At 51.3% G+C, this 23,515-nt stretch carries 23 protein-coding genes; 20 read left to right on the forward strand and 3 right to left on the reverse strand.

Features of this window, described 5'->3' with window-relative positions; genetic code table 11:
• Window positions 1-434 precede the first annotated feature (434 nt).
• Window positions 435-1,520: a YaaC family protein gene (locus SH302x_RS14015; protein ID WP_479363029.1), complete on the forward strand. Its 1,086-nt coding sequence runs from the start codon at window positions 435-437 to the stop codon at window positions 1,518-1,520.
• On the opposite strand, the gene SH302x_RS14020 is transcribed toward SH302x_RS14015, so the two are convergent.
• Window positions 1,507-3,111 (reverse strand): HNH endonuclease family protein, encoded by a 1,605-nt coding sequence (locus tag SH302x_RS14020; protein WP_479363030.1) that lies wholly within the window; start codon window positions 3,109-3,111, stop codon window positions 1,507-1,509. The two genes, SH302x_RS14015 and SH302x_RS14020, sit on opposite strands and share 14 nt — an antisense overlap.
• A gap of 200 nt (window positions 3,112-3,311) precedes the next feature.
• Between SH302x_RS14020 and SH302x_RS14025 the strand changes: the two genes are divergently transcribed.
• The 4 genes from SH302x_RS14025 to SH302x_RS14040 are packed head-to-tail and all read left to right on the forward strand — an operon-like array spanning window position 3,312 to window position 6,023.
• A complete protein-coding gene (locus tag SH302x_RS14025; RefSeq protein ID WP_479363031.1) occupies window positions 3,312-3,524 on the forward strand; it encodes a hypothetical protein in 213 nt (70 codons plus the stop codon).
• Window positions 3,525-3,547: 23 nt separating this feature from the next.
• On the forward strand, window positions 3,548-4,048 hold the full coding sequence (locus SH302x_RS14030; protein ID WP_479363032.1) for a DUF2924 domain-containing protein: 501 nt from the start codon (window positions 3,548-3,550) through the stop codon (window positions 4,046-4,048).
• Window positions 4,045-5,619 (forward strand): recombinase family protein, encoded by a 1,575-nt coding sequence (locus tag SH302x_RS14035; protein ID WP_479363033.1) that lies wholly within the window; start codon window positions 4,045-4,047, stop codon window positions 5,617-5,619. The genes SH302x_RS14030 and SH302x_RS14035 overlap by 4 nt, the downstream gene beginning before the upstream one ends.
• Window positions 5,616-6,023 (forward strand): hypothetical protein, encoded by a 408-nt coding sequence (locus SH302x_RS14040; RefSeq protein WP_479363034.1) that lies wholly within the window; start codon window positions 5,616-5,618, stop codon window positions 6,021-6,023. Before SH302x_RS14035 ends, SH302x_RS14040 begins: the two co-directional genes overlap by 4 nt.
• A 71-nt stretch (window positions 6,024-6,094) precedes the next feature.
• Here SH302x_RS14040 and SH302x_RS14045 read toward each other — a convergent pair whose 3' ends face one another.
• Both SH302x_RS14045 and SH302x_RS14050 read right to left on the reverse strand, forming a co-directional pair.
• A complete protein-coding gene (locus tag SH302x_RS14045; protein ID WP_479363035.1) occupies window positions 6,095-6,352 on the reverse strand; it encodes a hypothetical protein in 258 nt (85 codons plus the stop codon).
• A gap of 351 nt (window positions 6,353-6,703) precedes the next feature.
• Complete coding sequence (locus SH302x_RS14050) at window positions 6,704-7,024, reverse strand: helix-turn-helix domain-containing protein (RefSeq protein WP_479363036.1); 321 nt, start codon at window positions 7,022-7,024, stop codon at window positions 6,704-6,706.
• 134 nt (window positions 7,025-7,158) lie between these two features.
• On the opposite strand from SH302x_RS14050, the gene SH302x_RS14055 reads away from it, so the two are divergent.
• The 15 genes from SH302x_RS14055 (at window position 7,159) to SH302x_RS14125 (ending at window position 23,374) form a co-directional block, all read left to right on the forward strand.
• Window positions 7,159-8,769 carry a site-specific DNA-methyltransferase gene (locus tag SH302x_RS14055; RefSeq protein ID WP_479363037.1) on the forward strand — a complete coding sequence of 537 codons (1,611 nt, stop codon included), beginning with the start codon at window positions 7,159-7,161 and terminating at the stop codon, window positions 8,767-8,769.
• A gap of 11 nt (window positions 8,770-8,780) precedes the next feature.
• Complete coding sequence (locus tag SH302x_RS14060) at window positions 8,781-11,465, forward strand: DEAD/DEAH box helicase (RefSeq protein WP_479363038.1); 2,685 nt, start codon at window positions 8,781-8,783, stop codon at window positions 11,463-11,465.
• Between the two features lie 91 nt (window positions 11,466-11,556).
• Window positions 11,557-12,171, forward strand: coding sequence for a hypothetical protein (locus SH302x_RS14065; RefSeq protein WP_479363039.1), 615 nt, complete (start codon window positions 11,557-11,559; stop codon window positions 12,169-12,171).
• Window position 12,172: 1 nt separating this feature from the next.
• Window positions 12,173-14,125 carry a hypothetical protein gene (locus tag SH302x_RS14070; RefSeq protein ID WP_479363040.1) on the forward strand — a complete coding sequence of 651 codons (1,953 nt, stop codon included), beginning with the start codon at window positions 12,173-12,175 and terminating at the stop codon, window positions 14,123-14,125.
• Between the two features lie 944 nt (window positions 14,126-15,069).
• Window positions 15,070-16,110: a hypothetical protein gene (locus tag SH302x_RS14075; protein ID WP_479363041.1), complete on the forward strand. Its 1,041-nt coding sequence runs from the start codon at window positions 15,070-15,072 to the stop codon at window positions 16,108-16,110.
• A gap of 76 nt (window positions 16,111-16,186) precedes the next feature.
• On the forward strand, window positions 16,187-16,414 hold the full coding sequence (locus SH302x_RS14080) for a hypothetical protein (RefSeq protein WP_479363042.1): 228 nt from the start codon (window positions 16,187-16,189) through the stop codon (window positions 16,412-16,414).
• Window positions 16,411-17,598, forward strand: a complete 1,188-nt coding sequence (locus SH302x_RS14085; protein WP_479363043.1) for a hypothetical protein — start codon at window positions 16,411-16,413, stop codon at window positions 17,596-17,598. Before SH302x_RS14080 ends, SH302x_RS14085 begins: the two co-directional genes overlap by 4 nt.
• Window positions 17,573-18,658, forward strand: a complete 1,086-nt coding sequence (locus tag SH302x_RS14090; RefSeq protein WP_479363044.1) for a hypothetical protein — start codon at window positions 17,573-17,575, stop codon at window positions 18,656-18,658. The genes SH302x_RS14085 and SH302x_RS14090 overlap by 26 nt, the downstream gene beginning before the upstream one ends.
• Before the next feature lie 493 nt (window positions 18,659-19,151).
• Window positions 19,152-19,748: a sigma-70 family RNA polymerase sigma factor gene (locus tag SH302x_RS14095; protein WP_479363045.1), complete on the forward strand. Its 597-nt coding sequence runs from the start codon at window positions 19,152-19,154 to the stop codon at window positions 19,746-19,748.
• Window positions 19,749-19,840: 92 nt separating this feature from the next.
• Window positions 19,841-20,080: a hypothetical protein gene (locus SH302x_RS14100; protein ID WP_479363046.1), complete on the forward strand. Its 240-nt coding sequence runs from the start codon at window positions 19,841-19,843 to the stop codon at window positions 20,078-20,080.
• A gap of 36 nt (window positions 20,081-20,116) precedes the next feature.
• A complete protein-coding gene (locus tag SH302x_RS14105; RefSeq protein ID WP_479363047.1) occupies window positions 20,117-20,359 on the forward strand; it encodes a hypothetical protein in 243 nt (80 codons plus the stop codon).
• Window positions 20,360-20,410: 51 nt separating this feature from the next.
• On the forward strand, window positions 20,411-21,457 hold the full coding sequence (locus SH302x_RS14110) for a PD-(D/E)XK nuclease family protein (RefSeq protein WP_479363048.1): 1,047 nt from the start codon (window positions 20,411-20,413) through the stop codon (window positions 21,455-21,457).
• 19 nt (window positions 21,458-21,476) lie between these two features.
• Window positions 21,477-22,280, forward strand: a complete 804-nt coding sequence (locus tag SH302x_RS14115) for an ATP-binding protein (RefSeq protein WP_479363049.1) — start codon at window positions 21,477-21,479, stop codon at window positions 22,278-22,280.
• The gene (locus SH302x_RS14120) at window positions 22,277-22,741 is read left to right on the forward strand and encodes a DUF669 domain-containing protein (RefSeq protein ID WP_479363050.1); all 465 of its coding nucleotides are present in this window, start codon (window positions 22,277-22,279) and stop codon (window positions 22,739-22,741) included. The genes SH302x_RS14115 and SH302x_RS14120 overlap by 4 nt, the downstream gene beginning before the upstream one ends.
• 252 nt (window positions 22,742-22,993) lie before the next feature.
• Window positions 22,994-23,374: a RusA family crossover junction endodeoxyribonuclease gene (locus SH302x_RS14125; RefSeq protein ID WP_479363051.1), complete on the forward strand. Its 381-nt coding sequence runs from the start codon at window positions 22,994-22,996 to the stop codon at window positions 23,372-23,374.
• Window positions 23,375-23,515: the final 141 nt, after the last annotated feature.

Raw genomic sequence — 23,515 nt, forward strand, 5'->3', positions numbered from 1 at the left:
CCCAGTTTTTCGCGGGTTTCCAACGCTTTTTGCGGTTCGCCGGCCCACACCGCCGCGCTCTCTGTTTGCAGAGAGATTTCCGTCTCTCGAACGCAACCTTCAAGGTTGCGCCCGCCAGTGCGAAAAAACGGTCCCGAACTCTCTGACTCTCTCTTTTCGGGGGCCTCCAGAGTTAACACAGAGTTCTCGTTCGGAGTCCAGATGAGAACCGTTTCGAAAAGATCTAGCTGTTTGCTTCATTTGAATACAAATCCGGTTGTAGAATTAGCCACAAATTCCATTAGGGGAACTAGCTTTCGACAGTGGCGAGAGACGGTGTACACCTCTATTTGCGATCTGAGATTTCCGTCAGCTAGCATAAGTAATCCTCCAAACCAGTTCCAAATTGTTATTGGTGCATGCGAGACGCATGCAATTCGGTGAAAGCAGTTTAGATGAGCCGACAGCATGAACCTGGCAAACAAGCCACATTCAGCCACGCAAAAGTTGTGTACTCGCCCTTTGATGCACCGCCAGGTTCTCAATTCCTGCTGACTGCTGACCCATGGTCATTCTTAACAGCCTGGATCAACCAGAAGCTTACAGCTGGCCCGCGAGGGGCAAATCGTATGCGACTAGAAAGAGCACTCTATTACACGAATCTTGCGGAATCCTTTTATGCCGCGAGTCGGCGAAGCTCTCTTCCAGCGCAGGGAACATTGGCATACTACGGAATCCTCAACCTTGTTAAGTGCTTTCTATCAATACGAGGCGTGGATCTAGAAACCCAAATTGAGCATCACGGGCTTTCGTTGCCGTTGGGATCTGTACAAGAAGTGCAAATTGCGCCGCCTTCGAACGCGGCACTGAACATTTTTCACGAGTTCGCTAAGTTGCTCGGAAAGCCTGTTGCAGGACGTGATTCGGTCTCCATTAAGGGAATCTGCGGGCACCTTCCGGAAATCCATGAAATGGCTTTTACGCTTAAGCACATGTCTAGTAAGAAGAGGAGTTTTTTGCCGCTGGACATCCGCTTCATGATGAATGCAACAGAGACACACCTCTTTACGGAGGTTGCATATGAAAAAAAACAACTTTCCAGGGTGTGCAGTGAGAAGTTCTATACTGGAGTTCGCAAGGCATACTTCAAGGATAGTTGTGAGCAGGACGGATGCGTTGTCCACCGGTCAGCGAGTCGCAAGAAATTTAGCTGGGACAACTTTGATCGCATATACCGAAACGTTTGCACCGACTACGCAACCTTCGATATATGTTCGCTCTTGACGCCAAAGGGGTATGTCTATTACTGCGACCTAGGCTCCCCAAAGTTACATCATCTATCGTACTCATTGCTATTGATGTTTTACGTGGGAACGGTAGCCAGATACCGACCCTCTGAAATGCAACAACTGTTGAATACCGACATGCGCCCATTAATTTCGGAAGCTTTGGCTGTGGTTCCAGGACAAATGCTGTATCACCTAGTTAGTCTTTGCACGGAGAACAACTGCGTAGTGCCGCACGCAATCATTGCGAGTTAGGATGAACTGTTTGTTCGGCTATTCGCTTCTCTTTGACGCCAGAATTGCAGAATGGGTGCATTAATATCGCATTGTTACTGTGGGACGAGCCACCATCCTCTCTCCGGACCTTATGGTCGATCGTTACTGCTCTTTCATGATGCACGCGTGCACCGCACTCACCACACCGCAACGCATTCGTCAATGCATTTGACAATACCGCTGCGCTTTTGGCCGCAGAGGAGAACGCCCCCGTCCCGTTAGCTCCGTCGGTTGTTGGTTCAAGGAATTTCAGCCCCTGCTCATGGAGAGCATGGAGCAACTGGTCTGTCTTGCGCTTTTGGAGAAGTTCACCGAAGATAGTCTTGTACATTTTTGTGATGAACGGGACAGCGCGAAAGCCACTTCCCTTCTCGCTCACAATGGCATTGATGAAGTGTTTGTTTTCAACAAGAAAATCCTCAAATTGTGACCGAACGGACGTAAACTTCATCAGTCTATTGGTGTCTCGCAGTTCTTTCACAAATTGAAGTGTTGCCAGAAATGCTGATGGTACATACGCTCCCGTTGAACCGTAGAAATAGACGGCAGGGTGCAATCCGAGCGAACAGGGCTCATTTGAGGACAATAAAGCCGCAAGCTTCCTTGATTCCTTCAGAAAGTTGACAGTGTCAGTCCCATCAGTGTCGTCAAGTAGTTTCTTCGTTGATGTCAGAGTGCGAGAATCATTTACAGTATTCACGAACTCGTAAACGAGTCGCAACGCTGAAGGTGAATAGCCCTGGCCGGCCATTGGAAGGTCAATGGTTTTGACCGGGGTCTTGATCGGTGGCTCAAAGAAGAGCGTGTGAATCGCCTTTGCGAGTTGCTCCGTCTCAAGACGATTCTCAGAGGTAAATCCGCTCCAAAATTTATGCCCAACTCCTGCTCTTACGATTGCTCGCGCAGCTATGGCATTCGGTTTGTTCCTGTTTTCAATTATCTGCATCTCTGTTGGATCAATCGACGTGGCCTTTTGATTAATCCTAAGGAACGACTGCTCCGCTTTCTTCGCGTCTCCACGTACCCATTGCAATGGTAGCGCAACGGCTCCCAACCGTTTGGCTCTACGCACTAGAGATGGATCTGAGTTGTCTGGGTAAAAAATTGCATTTTGAAAATCCTTGAAGGAGCCGAGCTGGCTTTTCATGAGCCTTCTCGTATCTTCTGCTGCATCAAGCTGTTCTGGCCGGATTCGATTTTCGTAGAACTTTCGAGAGATGTCTCCATCGCCATAGTCGTCTCGTACCCAAGCAATCAGAGCGCTAAGACGATGCGCACCATCGATCGCAAACAAACTACTATTTGCGGGGCTTTGCCATAGGATTACTGCGGGAATGAGATCGCCCTCCACAAAACTTCTAACAAAGTCAACAACATGCTGGGGACTCCAGTTAGAGGTTTCACGCTGAAAGTCCGGCTTGCGAAGCGCTGCATATGTAAAACGCCCTGGCTCCAGATCAGATAGAGGGAGTGTGTCGCCTAACTGAGATGGTACCTGTTCGTCGGAAGCAATTACCTCGAAGTCCTCTCTGGGGAGCAACGCATCAAGATTGACAAATTTTACCGCCATTCTTTCTCACGATACTTTCTATTTTGGCTTCATGGAATTGCCGAGAGACGATGTCTGCGGCATGAGAACGTTTCTTTCGTACCCTAATCCGTCATTTCGAACTCGCATCGGGTATTCCTACAGATAGACGCGGCTGTTGTGGCTGCGAATGTCTGTCTTCGAGCCGCCAATTATAGCGGCGTTGAGCATGGAGGTGCGAGTTGCTCTCGACAGTTCCCCCTTCTTTGATGTCCGCGCCAGCCCGGCGATCGGAAATCGCTGCGATTTTGGCCGCAGGCATCGTTCGGATGAAATCGCGTGTGGCGATCAAGGATTCAGAATTAGCCGACGTTCCGCAGGAATTGGCAGCAGCTTGCCTTGAGGTTTCTTCGGAAAGCGTGCTCTCTGTGACCAACGTGGTTAACGACCAGTGAGTCCGCTTTCTCAGGAGAAATCAGTGCAAATCGATATCGACAAAGAGATCGCTCTGCTTCAACGCATGACGGTTGGGCAACTGCGAGAAAAGTATCAAGAGACATGGGGCGAGCCTACCAACACTCGCAACAAGCAATGGCTCGTAAAGCGCATCGCTTGGAAGATGCAGGCCAACATCGAAGGCGACATTTCAGAGCGAGCCAGACGTCGCGCTGCGGAACTCGCTCGCGGTACCGACATCCGTACGACCGCACCCAAAGCGACCAAGCCAATATCAAAGCCCGTCGGCAACACGGTGACGGGTTTCGTCCAGCCAGAAGAAGACAATCGTCTCCCGCCTCCGAAATCAGTACTCGAACGGGTCTACAAGGGCGAGAAGATCCTGGTGCTCGTTCTGGAGAACGGCTTCGAATATGAGGGTGCGATCTACAAAACGCTCAGCGCTGTGGCCAAGAAGATCACAGGCCAGCACTGCAACGGGTACCACTTTTTTAATCTAAACAAGAAAGGAGGCAAGCGATGAGCAAACAAGCCAACAATCGTCAATTGAACTGTGCCATCTACACTCGCAAGTCAACAGACGAGGGACTCGACAAGGAATTCAACTCGCTTGACGCCCAGCGTGAATGCGCCGAGGCGTATATCAAGAGCCAGACGCAAGAGGGATGGCATTGTGTGCCCGATCGATACGACGATGGTGGATTCACCGGTGGCAACATGGATCGTCCGGCGCTTAGGCAATTGCTTGCGGACATCGAAGCCGGCAAAGTGAATTGCGTGGTGGTCTACAAGGTCGACCGACTGAGTCGCTCGTTGATGGACTTCGCTCGAATGCTCGAAGTCTTCGAACGCAACCAGGTTGCATTCGTCAGCGTGACCCAGCAATTCAACACGACCAACTCGATGGGGCGACTCATGCTCAACGTGTTGCTGTCGTTCGCTCAGTTCGAACGCGAGCTGATCTCGGAACGAACCCGTGACAAGATCGCTGCAGCGAGACGCAAAGGCAAATGGTCGGGTGGCATGCCACTGCTCGGATACGATATCGACGGCCAAGGCGGCAAACTAAAAATCAACGAGTTTGAGGCCAACAAGGTGCGAGCCATCTACGATCTTTACCTCGAGAAGCAGTCGATCATGGCGACGATCGCCGAGTTGGACCAACGCGGCTGGACAAACAAGACATGGAAAACGCGGAAGGGAACACAACGAGGCGGCTCGCAGTTTACCAAACCAACGTTATTCCGCCTGCTCACCAACGTGACCTACATCGGCAAGCTTGGCTACAAGGATGAAATCAACGAAGGTGAGCAGGACGCGATTATCGACGCGGACGTTTGGCAAAAGGTGCAATCGCTTCTCCGGCGAAACGGCCGCACTGGCGGTGTCGAAGCGAGAAACAAATTCGGTGCGTTGCTCAAAGGAATCCTGCGATGCGCTTGCTGCGACTGTTCGATGACGCCGACTCATACGACCAAGAATGGCACCAAACGCTACCGTTACTACGTTTGCATGAAGGCTCAGAAGCGCGGTTGGAAAAACTGCAAATCGAAGTCGGTGCCGGCCGCCGAGATCGAGAAGTTTGTCGTGGACAAAATACGCCACGTTGGACACGACGCGGCGATGGTCGACGAAGTCGTAGAACAAGCCAAGATTCAATTTGAACGCGAACTAGGGGTACTTGTGGCCGAACGGGACGGGCTTGTGAAGGAGCTGGAGTATTGGAATGAAGCAATCCGAATTGCAGCTCCAACGATCAAGCCAGGTGATCCAAGTTCAAAGTCGCTCGAGCAATTGGCTGATTGGCACGAAAGCCTTCATCGGGCAGAACATCGACACACAATCGTCGCAGCAAAAGTGCATGCGTTGCAGGCCCAGGCGCTGACACGAGACGATGTTGTGAAAGCGCTCACCAGTTTCGTTCCGATCTGGGAATCGCTCACAGTCCGCGAGCAAGCGCGGATCGTACAGTTGATCGTCAGGCAGATCGATTACGACGGCGCGACTGGCCGCGTGACGATCACATTTCATCCAGACGGAATCAAGACGATTGCCATGGAAAACCGTTCAGAGTTACACGAGGCCGCATCATGACTAAACCAGTAAGTGTCGATTTTCAGTTCTCCGTTCAGCAGCGTGGCCGTGGAGCCAAGAAGCGAATTGTCGAAGGCGCTGCTCAATCGGACGAATCCAAGCCAACACTCGAACGAATCCCTCGCATCTCGCGCTACATGGCTCTTGCGATCCATTTCGAGGACCTAATAAGGCAAGGCATCGTCACCGACTATGCCGATCTCGCCCGCCTAGGCCATGTTACAAGAGCACGCGTGACGCAGGTAATGAACTTGCGGCTACTCGCACCAGAGATTCAAGAAGAACTCCTGCTCTTCGATAAGAACCACAACGACCGCACGCCGATCCAGCTAAAGTCACTTCAAGTCCTTGCGACGATATCTAGCTGGCGAACGCAACGGAAACTGTGGAAAAATCGCGAGTAAAGTCAGCAATCTTCTTTCGGCGCGACAGCAACGCGGATTCTATGCGACTACCGTGATGAAAACAGGCTGGCTTATCCATCTGGAAACATGAATGTCGTAATTTGTTCAATGAGGACTTGGGGAGCCTCAGCTCGAATTGCGATGAGGGGCGGAATCAATCGATTCTGAAGTATTTGCCGTCGTCGATCTGCATCTCGTTCGTCGATCGGACTTTCTCCCGGCCGAATACCATTTTTGATTCTCGAATTCGCTTGCTCAACAACTTTTACTAAAGGCGGGTCGATCCAGAAAAGCTGCTCCGCTTCCACAAGATATCCAGCTGAATTCAACGCAGCTGTGCATGCTGAACGAAACCCGGCATGGCTTGTCAGAAATGCGTCGAAAAGAAGTGGCAGGGAATGATCCAGGTTTGGCACAACGAACGAGTCGATCGCATGCTGGATCGCGGGTTGCACGTTGGTGCTTACAAACAATTTGTCCCAAAATGATTCGCTCCAAAGTGACCGAAAGTCCGCTTCAGGGCAAAGGTTGAGCACAGCCCTTCGCCTCACTTCATCACCATTGATGTGGGAGGCAAGGTTTCGGGATGAGAGATCTCTTCCGATCCAACTTTTCCCGGCTCCAGGGATGCCTGTCAGAAATGCAACTCTTGGCATTTTGAATCTCGTTCCGACGGTTGGTCAGTCCAGGCTCGCAAGAACTCGATCCAATTTTCGATCGGAGAGTTCCGCGAGGCGTCGGAAAGCGTCTGGGCGAGCGATAACGCGACGGCGGATGGGTTCGGGGACCTTCTCGGCCATAAGGAGCAACTCCTCTTCATCTCCGCCAAGCTCGATGGCCAGCAGATGGAGCAGCTTTTCCGATGGGCTGTGGCCATCTTCGAGTTTGTGGTTCTCGATCTTCGAAAGGTACGTGAAGCCGACATCCACGCGGGAAGCCAGTTCACGCAGCGAGAGCCGCTTTGCTTTTCGAAGCTCTCGCAATCTCTGTCCAAGCGTCATTTTGTTCGCCACTTGTTCGCAGTGCCCAAAAGCGGTAAATTGTTGCACTCTCTAGTCAACATACCCGAGATCGTTCTCACTGGCTAGTAGCTGGCAGGGCAAGATTTTGATTTGAAAACCAACAGGGAACATGGATGCCAACACTCAACTGGATCGGCAAAGAAGCTGTCGTTGATCATCATCGGCATATCCCTACGCGGTTGCTGGAATGCGACCCAAAGCTTTCGTTTGGAGACCCGGATGCCGAGAATTTGCTCGTTGAAGGGGACAACCTCGAAGCGCTGAAGGCTCTGTTACCTCGTTACCGAGGACAGGTGAAGTGTATCTACATCGACCCGCCGTACAACACAGGCAACGAGAACTGGGTCTACAACGACAACGTTAACGATCCGCGCATTAACAAGTGGCTTGGGCAGGTCGTCGGCAAGGAAGCGGAGGACCTGTGTCGGCATGATAAATGGCTCTGCATGATGTATCCGAGATTGGCATTACTGCGAGAATTCTTGCGGCAAGATGGTGCCATTTTTGTTTCCATCGACGACAACGAGGTGAACCTACTCCGGTCAATAATGGATGAAATCTTTGGTCGTAGTTCGTTCATTGCAACGTTTGTTTGGCAAAAGCGTTACTCACGTGAGAATCGTGAGGCTGTGGGCGATGTCCACGAATACATTCTTCTCTACGCGATGCAACCGGACTTGTTCAAGAAGACACGCAATCGCATTCCACTCGATGAAAAAAGCTCCAAAGTTTACAAGAATCCGAATAACGACCCAAATGGTCGTTGGCGTGCCATTCCAATGACCGCCCAGGGATATCGGCCTAATCAAATGTACGATGTGATTGCGCCTTCAGGAAAAGTCTTAAGGCCTCCCGAAGGTCGGTGTTGGAGCACTATTGAGCCGGAGTATCTGAAACTACGGGAAGCTGGGAGAATTTGGTTTGGAAAGAAGGGAGATAGTGCACCCGGTATCATTCGCTACCTAACAGAAGTTGAAGGGCTTGTGCCGTGGACTTGGCTTCCCCATGAAGAAGTTGGCCATACGGATGAAGCGATGAAGCAGATTATAAGCCTGGACATCGAAGGCGAGAACTTTCCCACACCGAAGCCCACGCGACTGATTTCGAGATTCATTCAGATTGCGACAGACAAAGATTCTATTGTTCTTGATTCCTTCGCAGGCAGCGGAACTACGGGACATGCTGTACTATCAGCAAACCAATCAGATGGCGGATCGCGAAAGTGCGTACTTGTTGAAATCGACCCGCATATATCAACGACAGTGACTAGAGAGCGACTGCTTAAAACGAGCGTCGGATATACTGATTCAAAGGGAAAGACTCAGCCTGGCCTAGGCTCCGGATTCAGATACTGCAAACTCGGTCGCACACTGCTTGACGAGTTCGGTGACATCAACGGCGAAGTTCCCTTCACCGACTTAGCTCGCTATGTGTACTTGTTGGAAACAGGCGTACCGGTTCCGAAACGCCCGAAGAAAGATTGTCCGTTGCTGGGCGTCCATCAGGGGCGTGCGATTTACTTGCTCTACAACGGCGTGCTAGGTGATCGTCGCCCCGTTGGAGGCAACGTGTTGACCAACAGTGTGTTGGCTGGATTGCCTCCGCATCCAGAAGGAAAAGGCAGTCGTGTCATCTTTGGTGAAGCGACACGACTCAGCGAATCAACTCTAGCTCGAGAGAACATCGTCTTTCGGCAAATCCCCTATTCATTGCGCGAAAGCTAGGAGAACTGCCGATGTGGCGATTGGCCCTTAAACAGTACCAGACGGAATCTCTCTCGATTCTTCGTAACTATGCCGCGGCCGTGCGCGAGAAATCGCTGCTTGGCGTTCATCGCCCGGAGCATGACGCGTTTGCCGAGTTCACCGAGCGAGACTATCTATCGACGCCAGGGTTCGGCGGTGTGCCTTACGTTTGTTTGCGAATCCCGACCGGTGGTGGAAAGACACTTCTGGGCGCTCATGCTGTCGGTGTCGTCGGCCGAAGCTTACTTGCAACCGACCGACCTGCCGTTCTGTGGATCACACCCAGTACAACGATTCGTGATCAGACGCTTCGTGGTTTGAAGAATCCTAACCACCCTTACCGCGCCGCTATTGAGGAGGAGCTCGGAGCAGCAATTGAAGTGATGACGCTTGAAGAAGCGCTGACTCGCCCGCAGTTTGTGCGTCCTGGTGGTCCTGCCATCGTAATTGTGACGACGATTCAGTCCTACAGGATTCGCGACGACCGCAGTGGCGAAGAGCTCGACGCAACTCGTAGGATCTATCGTGACAATGGCTATATGAAAGAGCCGCTGGATAATTTGCCAGCGGCTGTGGTTCAAGATCTACAGAGGGATGAGTCCGGTCTGATTCAACTGTCGTTGGCGAATGCGCTGAGAGTTCGACAGCCTATTGTGGTGATGGACGAGGCACACAACGCTCGAACACCAGTTTCCTTCGAATCTTTGATGCGATTCGGACCGTCGTTTGTCCTTGAGCTGACGGCCACACCAGAGCAAACGCACGACCCATCGCATCGCACTAATCCAAAGTATGCGAGCAATGTTCTTCACAGCGTCAGCGCCCTGGCACTCAAGAATGAGGGCATGATCAAGCTACCTGTTGAGCTTGAGAGTCGCTCTGACTGGCTCGAAGTACTTGCTGCGACCAAGCATCGCCGCGAGGAACTTGAATTTCTCGCTGATCTTGAACATCGGGATAACGGCGTCCAGCCCATTCGACCAATCGCACTGATTCAGGCTCAGCCTAACTCTAAAACCAAAGAGATGCACACGGTTGAGGCTGTGAAGAAGGCCTTGATTGAGAAACTTGAGGTGCCTGAATCCGACGTTAAGATCTGCACAGGTAGTGTCGATGAGATCGGTGACACGGATCTCATGGCGTTGCAGTGTCCCATCCGTTACATCATTACCGTTGACAAGCTGCGCGAAGGGTGGGACTGCCCTTGGGCCTACGTGTTAGGTTCGATTGGAAATACGGCCACCGCAACTGCCGTCGAGCAGTTGATCGGTCGAATTCTGCGAATGCCGAACGCTTGTCCAACGAACGTGCCGGCCCTCGATCGAGCCTATGCGTTTGTATTGAGCGACAATGTCGTGCAGACTGCGATGCAATTACGCGATCGGATGGTTGAAACCTGTGGATTCGACGAACGCTCCGCAGCAGACGCGTTGCGAGTCAAGGTGAACGCTGCTCAACAGGGACTCGGCTTCAGCCGCATCCCAATGACAGCTCCCCCAGCAACGGACAAGCTCACGCCAACCTTGGCTAATAAGATTCGATGGGAACCTGAATCGAGCACATTGGTACTTGAGGACTTGCCTACACCCACGGAACTCCACCAGCTTCAAAACGCAGTTAACACTGAGCAAGATAAAAAGGCGATCGATGATTACTGGGAACTGGAAAAACCTGCAGGGATAACACCCAAGTTGCCAGGCCAGTTCGCAGTACCATTCATTGTCCCACGCTTGAGCGTAAAGACTGATGACCGCCGACGATTGCTTGAGCCTATCGAGCTCGACCAATTTGACTGGGATCTCAATAAGTGTGACGTCTCCATCCTGGAAAGTGAATTCGCATCCGACATCAAAATCGGTAACTCTGCCACCATCGACATAGAATCTCGCGGTGGAAATGAAGCCGGACTGGTCTCGCGAGTTGGTAGCGAAGTACGGCTCCGTCAGCTTGAGCTCATTCGTGAGGACGATGATTGGTCAGAAGTGAACCTAGTTCGCTGGATTGACCGCGAGATTCATCGGGGCGATTCGCTGCAGGGACTGCCACTCCGTTTCAGCCAACCTTGGCTTTTGCGTGTCATCCAGGCACTGGTCCAGAAACGCGGCATTCCGCTTTCGATGTTGGTGCGACGACGCCACGAATTAGCCGAAGTGATTCGTGTCAAAATCACGGACCATGGTCGCGTGCAGTTACGCAAGGCAACCGAGATGTTGATCAAAGACGATCCGGAGTCGATCACGACGGACAGGGATTTCGCCATTCATGTTGAGGAGTTTCGCTACAACCCAACACACGAGTACTCAGGCGGCCACAAGTTCAAGAAGCATGCCTTTGACCTAATCGGCGACATGAACAAGAAAGAGCTCGAGACAGCGACGATCATCGACTCGCATTCAAACGTAAAGCGTTGGCTCCGAAATCTAGATCACGAATCCCACGGTGGATTCTGGTTGCCGAAATCGCCCGGCAAATTCTTTCCGGACTTCATCGTCGAATTACTCGATGGAACCATGGTGATCGTCGAGTACAAGAATGCGAAACTGGCATCCAACCCCGATGAGCAGCACAAACGCGATATTGGTGAGCTTTGGGCGCAACGGAGCCCCGATGGTTATCGCTTCGCGTGGATTGTTGAGGGCGATTGGGAGAAGCTAAAGAACACCCTGAAGGATTGACTGCTCATCTTCGCAGGGATGCCTATAGCTTTGACTATGTAAAACTGAAGAGCCCAAACACATGAACCACCATTCGTTTTACCTTGATGCTGTGAGATTACTATTTCTGTTAGCTGCGGGTGGGCAAAAGCCCGACCCCGTCTCTGCAGCTGGTGAGAGCCTGCTCTTTCAAGGAAACACGCGTCTTTGCGCATTCGACTTTTGGATGCGTTACCCCGACTATCTTGCTGACGAATTGATTGAGCTTTTTGACAAAACCGGTGACAACCACTTACTAGATATAGCGGCCCAAATCTTTATTGATGATGAACCTGACCTTAGACGTATTCCTATGATTCGGTGGCGGTTTGGAGCTTACGAGAAGCTAGATGATGCTTTAGCGATACTTTGTTCACGAGAAATGATTCGAATTGGAGGACGGAGAACAGTTGATCGCGTGCTAGAGACCGACTATCTCGTCATGCCCAAGGCTATTCAGACGTGCCAAGGAATTGAAAAGCAAGCACCAGTTCTCAAATGGTACCGCGAACGATCGTCATTGGTGTCTCAAATCGCAAACGGACGGAATGGGAACGAACTGAAGCAACGACAATACGAGAGAATCGAATATGCGAGCACGAAGCTCGGAGCAACTATACCATCAATAGCAGAAGATGTCCGAAGTCGACTGCTAGATCGACGTAAGCCGAGTACCACAAGGGCATAACATGAAACCGAAATTGGAGAATCGCAAATGGCTGGAATCGATTGCTGAGCAAGTTCAGCAAGATGCTGAAAGTGTTGAACAAATTCTATCTTCGTACCAGATTCAACCTTCCCCTGTGGTTCCGGCTCCGAAGAGGCTGTTAATTCGGTCGATCTTTTTTTCTGGTGATAAAGGAAGTGACGAATCACCATTGCCCTTTGAGTTTCGATGGGAAGAACTCAGCTCTGGTTTCTGGGCAATACTCTCTGACAAGAACCTTCGAGGTAAGTCAACCGTCCTAGAGGTGATTCGTTGGATGTTGCGAGGACGACCGGCAGACAACCTTCAAGCGGACGTAAGGTCGTGGATCAAACAGGTTAGACTGGGATTCGATTTAGAGGAGACCTCATTCGAAATTGAAGTTAGCTCAGGAAGCGGTATCGAAGGGCGGCTAAGTAGATACAGCAAGACAGGAAATCGACGTACTGTCAACTCATTTGGCAACGAAGACGAATTCGAAGACGTGATGTCCAACTTCTTCATGCACGAGTTTCGCATGGAAACACTTCCTGTACATCGTTCACTCGGTGAAGCTGGTGGAAAGATCGTGCAGCATGGTTGGCAGGTTCTGAGCAGCGTGCTGTTTATCGGCACGGATTATAAAGTTCTCGTGGGTGAACTGCCGCCTGAATCAGGGCTCCCAATACGGCTGACGCAAATGTATCTCGGCGTTCCCTGGGTTTCTACGCTGTCTTCGATAAAGGCCGTGATTGGAGAGCTGAATCGTAAAGAATTAGCGAGAACCCGCCTACAAAATGACGCTTTAGAGTCCGTCAATGATCGTATTAAGACGCTGAATACCGAGCTGGATTCGAAGAAACAGGAGTGGGATAAACTACCAACAATCGCCGTTGCAACCAATCGGATTAGTGACCTGACAACGAAGCTAAACGAAGATCGGTCGATTTTGCGTAAACTCGATCGCGCAATCATTGAGGCAAATGCCGCATTCGAGGCGGCGAATAACACTCTTCTGGAAGATCGACGCGATCTCCAAAATCACGTTGATGCCACAGCGGCTGATGGAGTGTTTCGAGCCCTCGAGCCGTCATGTTGTCCCCGATGTGAGCACTCTATTTCTAAATCGAAGAAGGAGCTGGAGAGCACTAGTAACGCTTGCTCTTTATGCGGCGAGGCGATTCACGGCGACGTCGATGCTGCAGAAATCGAGCGGAATTTACGTCATCGCTTAGATGCGTCCAAGCAGGCAAAGTCCAAGTCGGCGTCGCAAATCAAGTCACTTGAGGAGCAACAATCGAGGCAACAGGAGTCACTTGCCGAACTAGAGGCGACACTTCTAAACGAAGCAAAGAAATTTGAAAAACCGTCGAGAAGGAATGAGCTTGCAAAAGAAATTGCTGTGTTGGAAGCCCGCATTGAAGAAGCTAGTAAGTCAATTCCCGAAAACATGGAGAAGCCAATCGATCTTGTGGTGTTGGAAGCAGCTCTTGTCGAAACGGAGTCGCGAGTGAAAGCGGTGCAAGAAGACATTTTAACGAAGGTCTCTCAGGCAATCGTCAAATATGCAAACCGATTTGGGATGATTAATCTTACATCTGCAACGCTGCGCGGAAATCTATCTCTGATACTATCAAAGGGTGATGAGCAAACGTCGTACAGTAAAGTAACAGCGGGCGAGAAGCTAAGACTAAAGGTTGCTACTGTCCTCGCAATGATCAGCGTGGGCACACAATTGGGCGTTGGGAGGTATCCTGGGCTACTTGTGATTGACTCACCGGCGGCTCAAGAGGTGACAGCCACGGATCTAGCTCAACTGATGGCTGGATTGCAGGAAGTAGCTCTCGAACATGAGCAGCTTCAAGTGTTTATCGCTTCAATCGCCTCTGAAGTAATCCTGGATTGCGTTAAGGACGAACATACACGCCGCGCGTCGGGAGATGATTACCTTTGGTAAATCAGGAACTTCACTCCGTCGAGAAGCGAGTCGTTTCACTCTTGGAGAACGGCGAAGTCATCAGCGTTGAAAGTATTGGTGGTTTCCAATCGATCAAGGAAGGAGTTTCCAGTTTAGCAAATTCTCCTGTATTGCCCGAGATAGTTCAGGCGCTTGCTGCTGTTGAGGATCATTCTCATAACGAGATTATCCTATCCCTAGTTGCGTCCTGCACAAATGGAATTGCGCTACGTAGTTGCGTCAACGCGATTGATTCATGCATTTCCGACGGCCTCCAGCCTTTGCTCTTTCGTGTCTATATCGACCAGATAAATACCGAGAGTTTGGGACCGGTCGGGCGCTCTGGAGTTCTTGACGGTGCCCTACGTATTGCGCTGCGAGAGCCGTCGCTGCGATATGCCTTTATCGCCGCGTTACTTGACTTGGACTGGAGCTCATCGACCGCACCTTCTCGCTGGTACGCAAAGATCGTGGGGATTGCAAACACATATTGGTTTGATGATTCACTACTGAAACGACTTTATGATCTTTCGGGACATTCAGAAGCAGCCGACGAGGCTTCGTTCGAGTTAGGGATTGCACACATGGTGAAATTCCTGCGATGTATTGATTGCAAAAAAGCAATTGAGAACATCGTTGAAGCATGCGGCTGGTTCAGAAAGTCCATGAAATTTGGGAATAGCCGGCCAGATGCAAGGCTTTTTGACGTTTGTTTACAAACCCTTATGGACTTCTATGAGTGCAAGCTTGATGACCCTAACAACACTCTATCAGACGAAATCCGACGCAGAACTTTGGAGTTAAGGCTTTATCATCGTAGTACTTGCGATCCGCCATGGCTGGGAGCCAGGTCACTAGAAGTCGTTCAATGGACCCAGTTAGCGGAGAATCTTCAAAGACTAGATGATGGATTGGTTTCGCCCGCTTGGTACGAACCAGCGTCGATGATTGAACTTCACTTATTGCCCATTTTTCAAGCGAGTCGCGCGATCCTCAGGATGGATGAGGAAGGTGCGATTGAGCGTTTAGTACAACCGAAAATTGTTTCCTGCATCGCTGAACAGCCAGCGTTCGCAACTTTGTTGCGCACGTGGCTCCAAAGGAATGCAAGCTCCGACCTTTCTGATTGTGCAGAAGAGCTGTTAGGAAAGGTTGGTTCGGCAAAGCCCGCTCAGGTTACTCGTCGTGTTTTATGTTCTAGTTCACGGAGGGATATGATTGTCAATGTTGTTGCTGATTTGATGCCGCAACCTGACCGAGGCGAGAGACTTGCACGTGTGATGCAAAGTGCGTTTGGTGTGTTCTTGGAAACGCTCACCGAGGCTCAACTAGCAGTCTTAAATGAACAGATTGCCGCAATAGAGTCGCATCCCGATTATCAACGGTCTCCAGTTGTTCAGAGACTATTCAATACTTTGATCTTGTGGTTGACGTCGTTTGTTAGTAGCCGACTTGAAATGACGGTTGGACACGAGTCAAACGTTTCCTACCTATTCCGCGCTGCTGATGGAACGAAAGCACATGAATCGGCATTGCAAGCAGATTTACTGAATCAACTACGGCCATTTCTTCTTGGTACTGAGATCGAGGTTTCAGATATTGGGGGCGGGCGTGCGGATGTATTCGTTCAATTGCGAGCGGAACACCTAGTTATTGAAGTCAAACGTGAGGAGCGCGACTGCTCCTTCTCCTCGCTTGAGCAGGCCTACTCTTCTCAAACATGCGAGTATCAGAATACGAGCGCAAGAATAGGGTTTCTTATTGTTCTTGATCAAACTGATCGTCAAGGGACATCTCTGCACCTTCGTGATCTTTTCAAGACTGTTGATGTTCAGAGGACTAACGAACAAGAACCTCGAAGAATTTTGATCATTAAGATGCCGGGTGAGCGCCTGCGTCCGAGCGATCAGACGAAGGCGTCAGCAACCAACCGAACGTCAACTAAGCGCGCTTCATCTAAGCGCGGGAGCCGAAAAAAACCCTGAAACCGGGATAGCCGGTTTAAGGCGCGTGGTTTTTCCCCATTTTCTTTTTTGCTGTGACCAAACGTGTCAATCGCATGTGAATGATAGCGTTCGCGATTGGCAGTGGTTTGGTCTGGATGGAATCGCGCAGGACAACGGTCATGGACTGATGGATGGGATGCCCAAATCAGGAACAACACTCGGTGGATACCGAAGAGACCAACCACTGCCAATCGCTTATTCTCGTCAGCCGGTTGGATCGATTGACGTTTTATCAATGAAGGATTGCTATGCGTTTGTAACTTTTTCTAGGCAGACACCATGACCTCTGTTCGACTTCCGCGTCTATCGCGCCCCGGCGTTTTGGAATCGATCGCTCCCAAGCGATTGTTCGAATTGCTCCAACCTTACACCGACTTCTTCGCAAGTCGGTCCGTACGCATCGAGTCACCTGATTCGATCGATTGCCAAGCGGTCATACGCGAGATAACCCAAGCCGATCGTGAAACTCCGGCTGACCTACTAGACGCGATCTGCCTTATTGACGAGTTAGCCAACGCAGTTACCGTGGAACTTTTACTGGATCGAGTTCCAGCCAGTTCACTGGGTCTTGAGCCTGGCGGTGAGCATTCAGAAGCCGACATCGTCACAGCTGCTTTGCTATCGCATCGTGAAAAGCTGGTGCAGACCCATGCACTTTCGCGATTGAAGCGAGCTCGTTCGTATGATTACTTTCAAGCAAACCAGACAACTGCTCCTAAGTTCGTTACGCCCGCCGAGGAGACGCTCGAGCAACTGGAACGCGATATTGATTCTTGGCATGTCGAACGTTTTCGAGCACAGGGAACCAAAGTAGAAATCTTCGAAAATGGCAACGAAGTGGAGTTCTCAATCATGCATGGAAGCCTGTACCGCCGACAACCCGTCCTAAACAACGGCCGATTTGGCTTCCAGTCTTTTTGGCCAGTGCAAAGCGCTTCGGCAATCTACAATCGCGAGTTCGGTGAACTTAGGATCAACGCCAAGAGTGCCAAAGAGAAGGCCTTGTATTGTCGGCTCTTAGGTATGCACATGTTTGGGAACGAAGATCTGTTTCCGACCGGTACCAAGTACACGCTTGAACCGCTCCGAGAATTCGAATTCGACGCGTTGGCACCTGGAGATATCGAAGGTGTGCGAAATGTACGCATGGTTGAGCTATGGCTCGGCGATCCAGACTCTCGGTATGGCGTTATCACCATTCGAAAAGGTGACGATCTGTTCGATTGGGCTCAAGCCAAAAAGAAGGACATTCATATTGAACGTCGGTTGATCTCCGCGACCTTCAAGATGGAGCTACTAAGTCGAAAAACCGAACTGGCGATCACAGTGCGCCCGCCGAATGTTGCGATTTACAGTCGCGGGACCGTGTCTGCGATCATCGAAGCATGGCTAACGCAACGCGGATTTATTCTCGCCAAGCAAACATCAAGGAAAACTCGTCATGAGCCAGCCTTGGCAAGCACTTGAAGCGCTCGATGATGTCGCGACATCGCATCTGAGTTGGCGGTTGTTGCTGGGTGACTCGTTTGATTCCAACCGAGACCTCTTGGTGCCGATCAACGAGTTGGCTGCGGCGCTGCCCGTTCCAGGACGTCCATACGAGTGGCTCGAAGTATCCGAATTCGAAGAAGGAGTCTTTGAAGGCTACAACCAGAAGACAGAGACGTATGTGCCAGTCGATCGACGGGACATTGTTTGCTACGAGTTCAGCTTCGGTAAGTTCGCAGGTGAGCTTGCTGCACTGATCGGATTCGAGGTGGCTTTCGAACGGCTCGGCGGTCCCATGTACCGTTTCAGGCTTGGACACTTTGGGAATCCCAACGGATCGGGATTCTCTCTGTACCTGGCCAAAGTAAGCGATCCGCGCCGGTTGGATTGGTGCATCGATGCGCTATTGGCCGAGACCCAGCGTCCCTTCGTTTTGTTTCTCACCTCTAATCGGATGTTGAACAGCCGAAACGAGACCGCTCTCAATACGCGTGGCTGTTTGATCATTCCGCTAGAGCAGGCGATGCTTCGCGGCGACGACGGGGATTGGAACTTGTCGCAATGGGCGCGCGGTCAACTGGTAGCATTCCGCGATCGACTTATGCCACCGGCGAAAACCGTGGCTGGACGATTTCCAACTCCAAGTGGTAGCCGCTGGAGCGAGGTGGAGCTGCGTTTCAGCGACACCGAAAAGATCAGTGTGACCATCCGCGACCAGCGCCAAGTGTTGACTTACTCGCAACTGGGCTTGGTTGATTCGCGAAGTGGTAAGCCAAGCAAACAGTGGGAGCTACTCCTAAAGTTTGCGAGAGAACATGGCATGATGACGTGGCTCTCTCCTGACGCCTGCCGCAAGAATCGTAAGCAGCGAGAATTGCTTAACAAGTCGCTTCAACATTTCTTTGACATCGAGGGCGAGCCAATCGAGCTCACCGACGATAGAAAAGGTTGGAGATGCGTTTTCAAATTGCATCCCGAGGACTGGGAGCACTCGTTCTCTTCAGCGAATCAGCCAAATCGTCAACAAGACGAATGGTGAAGTCGCCGCTGCGCCGGCTGCCATAACCAAAACTAAGCAACCGCGGGTCGTTCTGTAATACACGCGGTTGTAGAGGGCTTTCTTTGGGTTGGTAAGCCAACCCCAACCTCTTGGCGCTTTGAATCCCATGCGATGGCGAATCGCCCTCTTTATGGACGTGCGCGCCACAATTCTTTTTTGAGCGCTGGCCTGCGCAAGCCGAACTTCACGTGGACTCTTCCACCGTTCCCAAACGGGAATTTTGGGAATTTCCCCAAACCCCACTCTCGGGATTTTAGCAAATTTCTGATTGCGTTTACCCAGTGTTTTCCTGGGTTTCGTGCGATGTCGTTTGGGAATTTTCTTCTTTCCCAGCCCGTTTTGGGAATTTTCGCCAGTAGCGGACGACAGGTCTGATTCACATCAGGAAACAGCTCGCGAACAAGCGAGCGAGCCTCACAGGCTTTAACTTTCGGACCTGTTGCCTGTGGGGCCTCAATCAGGAGGTCCGTTCATGTCAGACAACCAATCCATCAACCTTGGTGACGACAATTTCGTTCGCAGTGTCATCCATCGGCAGGTTGGAAAGCTAATCGCCAAGTCCGATTTTACACAGCAAGATCGAAATGACCTGGTGCAGGAGGTTTACGTCCGAGCGACAAAGAGCCTGCGACTCTACGATCCATCGGTTGGCCATCTCTATCCGTACGTCTGCACCGTGGTGCAACGCCATTTGGCCAACGTCGTTCGCGATCGCTCCGTTGTTAAGCGTACGACTGCCGGCCGCGTCAGTCTGAGCAAGACCGTCCGTGGTGATGACGGTGGCCAAGTCGAAATGTCTCAGACACTACACGACAAGGATCAAGATCGACGGCTAGGTCGTGCACGTCGCCTTGGTGAGGAAGAACTCAACGACCTTCGAATGGACCTAGCCACGTTCATGTCGAAGCTACCAGAGAAATTCCAAGACATTCTCCGTCGCCGTCAAACCCACTCGATCACCGAGATTTCTCGCGACCTCGGCATCCCACGCACCACGCTCAATGACTGGATGTTGCAGATCCGCAAGCTCTTCGAGGAAGCAGGATTCGACAGATATCTGGAATCGTAACCGTCAATTCACCCGGGTACCGGGTATTCCAACAGATAGAGAAAGAAACTTTTCAATCAACACGAGTCATCAACCAAAAGGAATTCCAGTCAATGAGCGCACCCAACATGAATATTGATCAGCGAGTCACGATCTCGCTCGCTTTGCAGCGATACCTGCGAGCGGTCGAACGCTTCGAAGCAGCTTCCAACGAGTTCAACGAATCCTGCCAGGCCATTCGTCAGGCACTTCCTCGTGAAAGCCGCTTTGTTGCCAACATCTCGCACCAGCACTTTCTGGTGACCAGCGATCAAGAAGGGAACTTCGAGGTCGAATCCGTCGACACGGTTTGATTCGCAACCTGTCATCACTCTCCTCTGACCTACTCGATGAAAGATCCGATTGCGATGTCAACGCGACTATTACCCCATGAACCTGGTGATCGGAAGTGCCTGAAGTGCAACGAAACGTTTCGTTCCAAGAGTGCCGCCAATCGCATCTGCAAGAAATGCTCGCAAGTCAATGCCTCACTGAAATTGAGTGAAGCACAAATCGCTCGCGAACGCGGCGCGAAACGCCTCAACGGTATTCCGATCGAGGAGCAAGACACCTACGAGATGAAATTCTTCTAGGCACCGATTTACACAATGAATCGTTCCAAGACTGTTAACCCTAAAGCACCCATGTCCCAAATCATTACGCAAACCGAAGCGAACGATAAGACGCTGCTGACCTATTCAGCGCTGAATACCTTTCGCAATTGCCCTCGCAAGTACAAGAACCGCTATCTCGATAACCTGCGACCGCGTGAGCGACCAGAAGCGTTGTCGTTTGGCAGCGTGGTCCATACGGCGATCGAGCTTTGGTATCGGTCGCAAAATGCTGAATCTCGGCTTCGCGATGTCCTCACGTACATTGATGATGCTTTTGAAAATCGCGTAGTCGATTCCAACCAGATGGTTCAGTGGCATCTAGCAACGGCGATGATCCGTGGATACGCAGAACGTTACGCAACCGAAGAGTTCGAAATCGTCGAAGTCGAGAAGGAATTCGTTGGCGAGATCCGCAATCCTGACACTGGCCGGCAGAGTCAAACGTTCCGAATCGCTGGCAAGGTCGATGGCATCGTTCGTTGCCACGATGGTTTGTACCTTCTCGAGCACAAAACGGCATCAACCGTTGATGCGAGTTATTTAGACAAGCTGTGGACCGATACGCAAATCGCCTTGTACTGCTATTACCTACGGGAATTGGGCTATCCGATCGTTGGCGTCATCTACAACGTGCTGCTCAAAAGTCGGCTTAAGCAAGGCAAAGGCGAAACGCAGGAAGAGTACGAGGTTCGCCACGCGGAACTTGCTGCCAAAAACAAGAGCGGCAAATCCACTGCGAAACGCCAGATGCCTGAGACGGATGATGAATTTCAGTCGCGACTGACTGAATGGTATTCGCGTCCCGAGGCCTTCCATCGCGAATTCATTTATCTCTCCGAAGACCGACTTGCCATGTTGCAAGACGAGGTGTGGGAGATCACCCAGCAGTACCTCGATGCCCGCAGGCGCGGCAAATGGCTACTCAATACCTCGAACTGTTTCTCGTACCAACGACCATGCGAGTACTTGGCGTATTGCCAATCGGGATTCAATCCAAACGTCGCTGACAACCTGTACGAGATCGCTCTCCCTAACGAAGAGCTATCTCGTGTTGATTCTGAAGCACCCCCGTTCTGATCTGAAAGGAAACTTTTTTATGACAATGACTCTACCAACCGCAAAGACCAAGCCGACCACCGACTTGGCCAAGCAATCGATTTTGCTCTATGGCGTTCCCAAGCTCGGCAAGAGTTCGTTCGCCTCGCAATTCCCTGAGGCCATGTTCTTCGAATGCGAGCCAGGTCTCAATCACTTGGAAGTGTTCAAGGTGCCGACCTACTCGTGGGAAGCGTTCTTGGAAGCTTGCAAGTTGCTTGCCAAGGGCGATCACAACTTCAAGACGCTGGTGATCGACACGGTCGACAACGCGTTCAAGATGTGTTCGGACTATGTGTGTGCCAAGCATGGTATTGAGTACGAAGGGGATATGGGCCACGGCAAAGGCTGGGCTCTGGTAAAGAACGAATGGCATCGCGTGCTGACTCGTTTGGCCAGCTTGCCCTATGGCTTGATCCTCATCTCGCATGCGGTCGACAAGACAATCGAAACGCGAACGGGCGAATACACCAAGACCACGCCGAGCTTGCCGGATCGTGCTCGAAACGTTGTGTTGGGCCTGGTTGACATCATCCTTTATGGAGACTCCGTCTCTCGCAAAGACGCGGCGGGCAATCTCGTTGTAGATCGCGTGCTCCGAACCAAGCCCCATCCAACATACGAGGCCGGCGATCGAACGGGTCGCTTGCCCGAGATGCTGCCACTCGACTATGCCGCCTTCAATTCGGCATTCAGCGGCTCCGCTTTGAATTCAACCGCACAGAGCCCTACGCCCGGCAAAGGCACTGCTGCGTCTACTTCCACTCCGGGCAGCACCCCAGCAGGAAAGGCTATTAAGCAATGAGCGATTACGAAGAATACGAAACTACCAACCAGTCCGTTGATCTCACCTCGTTCGATGATGATTTCGCAACCGCGGAAGCACCAGAGTATGACGAGGTCCCCGACGGCAAGTATCAGGCTCGCATCGAGTCAGTGAAACTTGAGAGTAGTCAAAAAGGCGACCCGATGATCAAGTTCGATTTGGAAGTGCTGTCTGGCTCACATGCCGGCCGTCACATCTTCAAGAACTCGGTCATCACACAAGCATCGATCCCTTATGTGAAGGGCGATCTGAAGACATTGGGTTTGGAGCTTTCCAAATTCAGCGAACTGTCCGGGCGACTTGAGGAACTGCTCGATGTGACCTTGGAAGTCACGAAGCGGACTCGTGGTGACTACACCAATGTCTACTTCAATCGACGCATTCGTCTCGCAGCTGCATCGAACGGCGAAGCTCCATCATCACCGGACATGCCGTTCTAATCGTTTGCCGCTTGAGTTCGTACGGGTGCGGCTGGGACGGAACAAGCGAATGAGTCGGTGTTAATCGGCCATTCGCTCCGTCCCGGCTTTCTTTATTTCGATTTCCCACTGAGGCGATTTGGATGTCGTTGATTGTTCTTGTCATCTGCGTATGGATGCTTCGATTCCTATTAGTCGCAGTCTCCCTTCTGCTCGTCGTACAGATCATCGGCATGCTCTTGTCCCGAGGTCACTGATAGGAAAGAGATAGCCATGATCGAATTGGCGTTGCCATATCCACCGAGTGTCAATCACTACTTCAGCTATTACCAGGGGCGTCCCGTTCTCTCCAAGGATGCACGCACCTATCGGCACCAGGTTCGTCGCATTGCGATCGCCAAAAGCATCAAGCCGCTGATGGGACACATTGCGATCCGAATTGATATTGCACCGCCCGATGATCGTCGTCGCGATTGTGACAACGTGCAAAAGGCCGTTCTCGATGCATTGCAGCATGCTGGCGTGTTTTGGGACGACTCTCAGGTCGTTTGGCTTCTGTCGATCAAGCATCAATCCAAGCCAAAAGGCCAGATCAAAGTGCAGATTGATGATGCCGAATCACAGACGCTCTCGCCCGCAATGGAGATCGCCTAGTCATGTCGCAGCTCACCCATTTCAGTCGCCCTATCATTCGATATCTGCCAAGTCTGAATCTCGTTGTCCGTTTTGATGATTCAGGCATCTCCTTCCGCGCGTACCGCTGCCGCAAATGGAAAAGCGTTACATGGGCTCAAC

This window comes from Njordella calcicola (assembly GCF_056494125.1).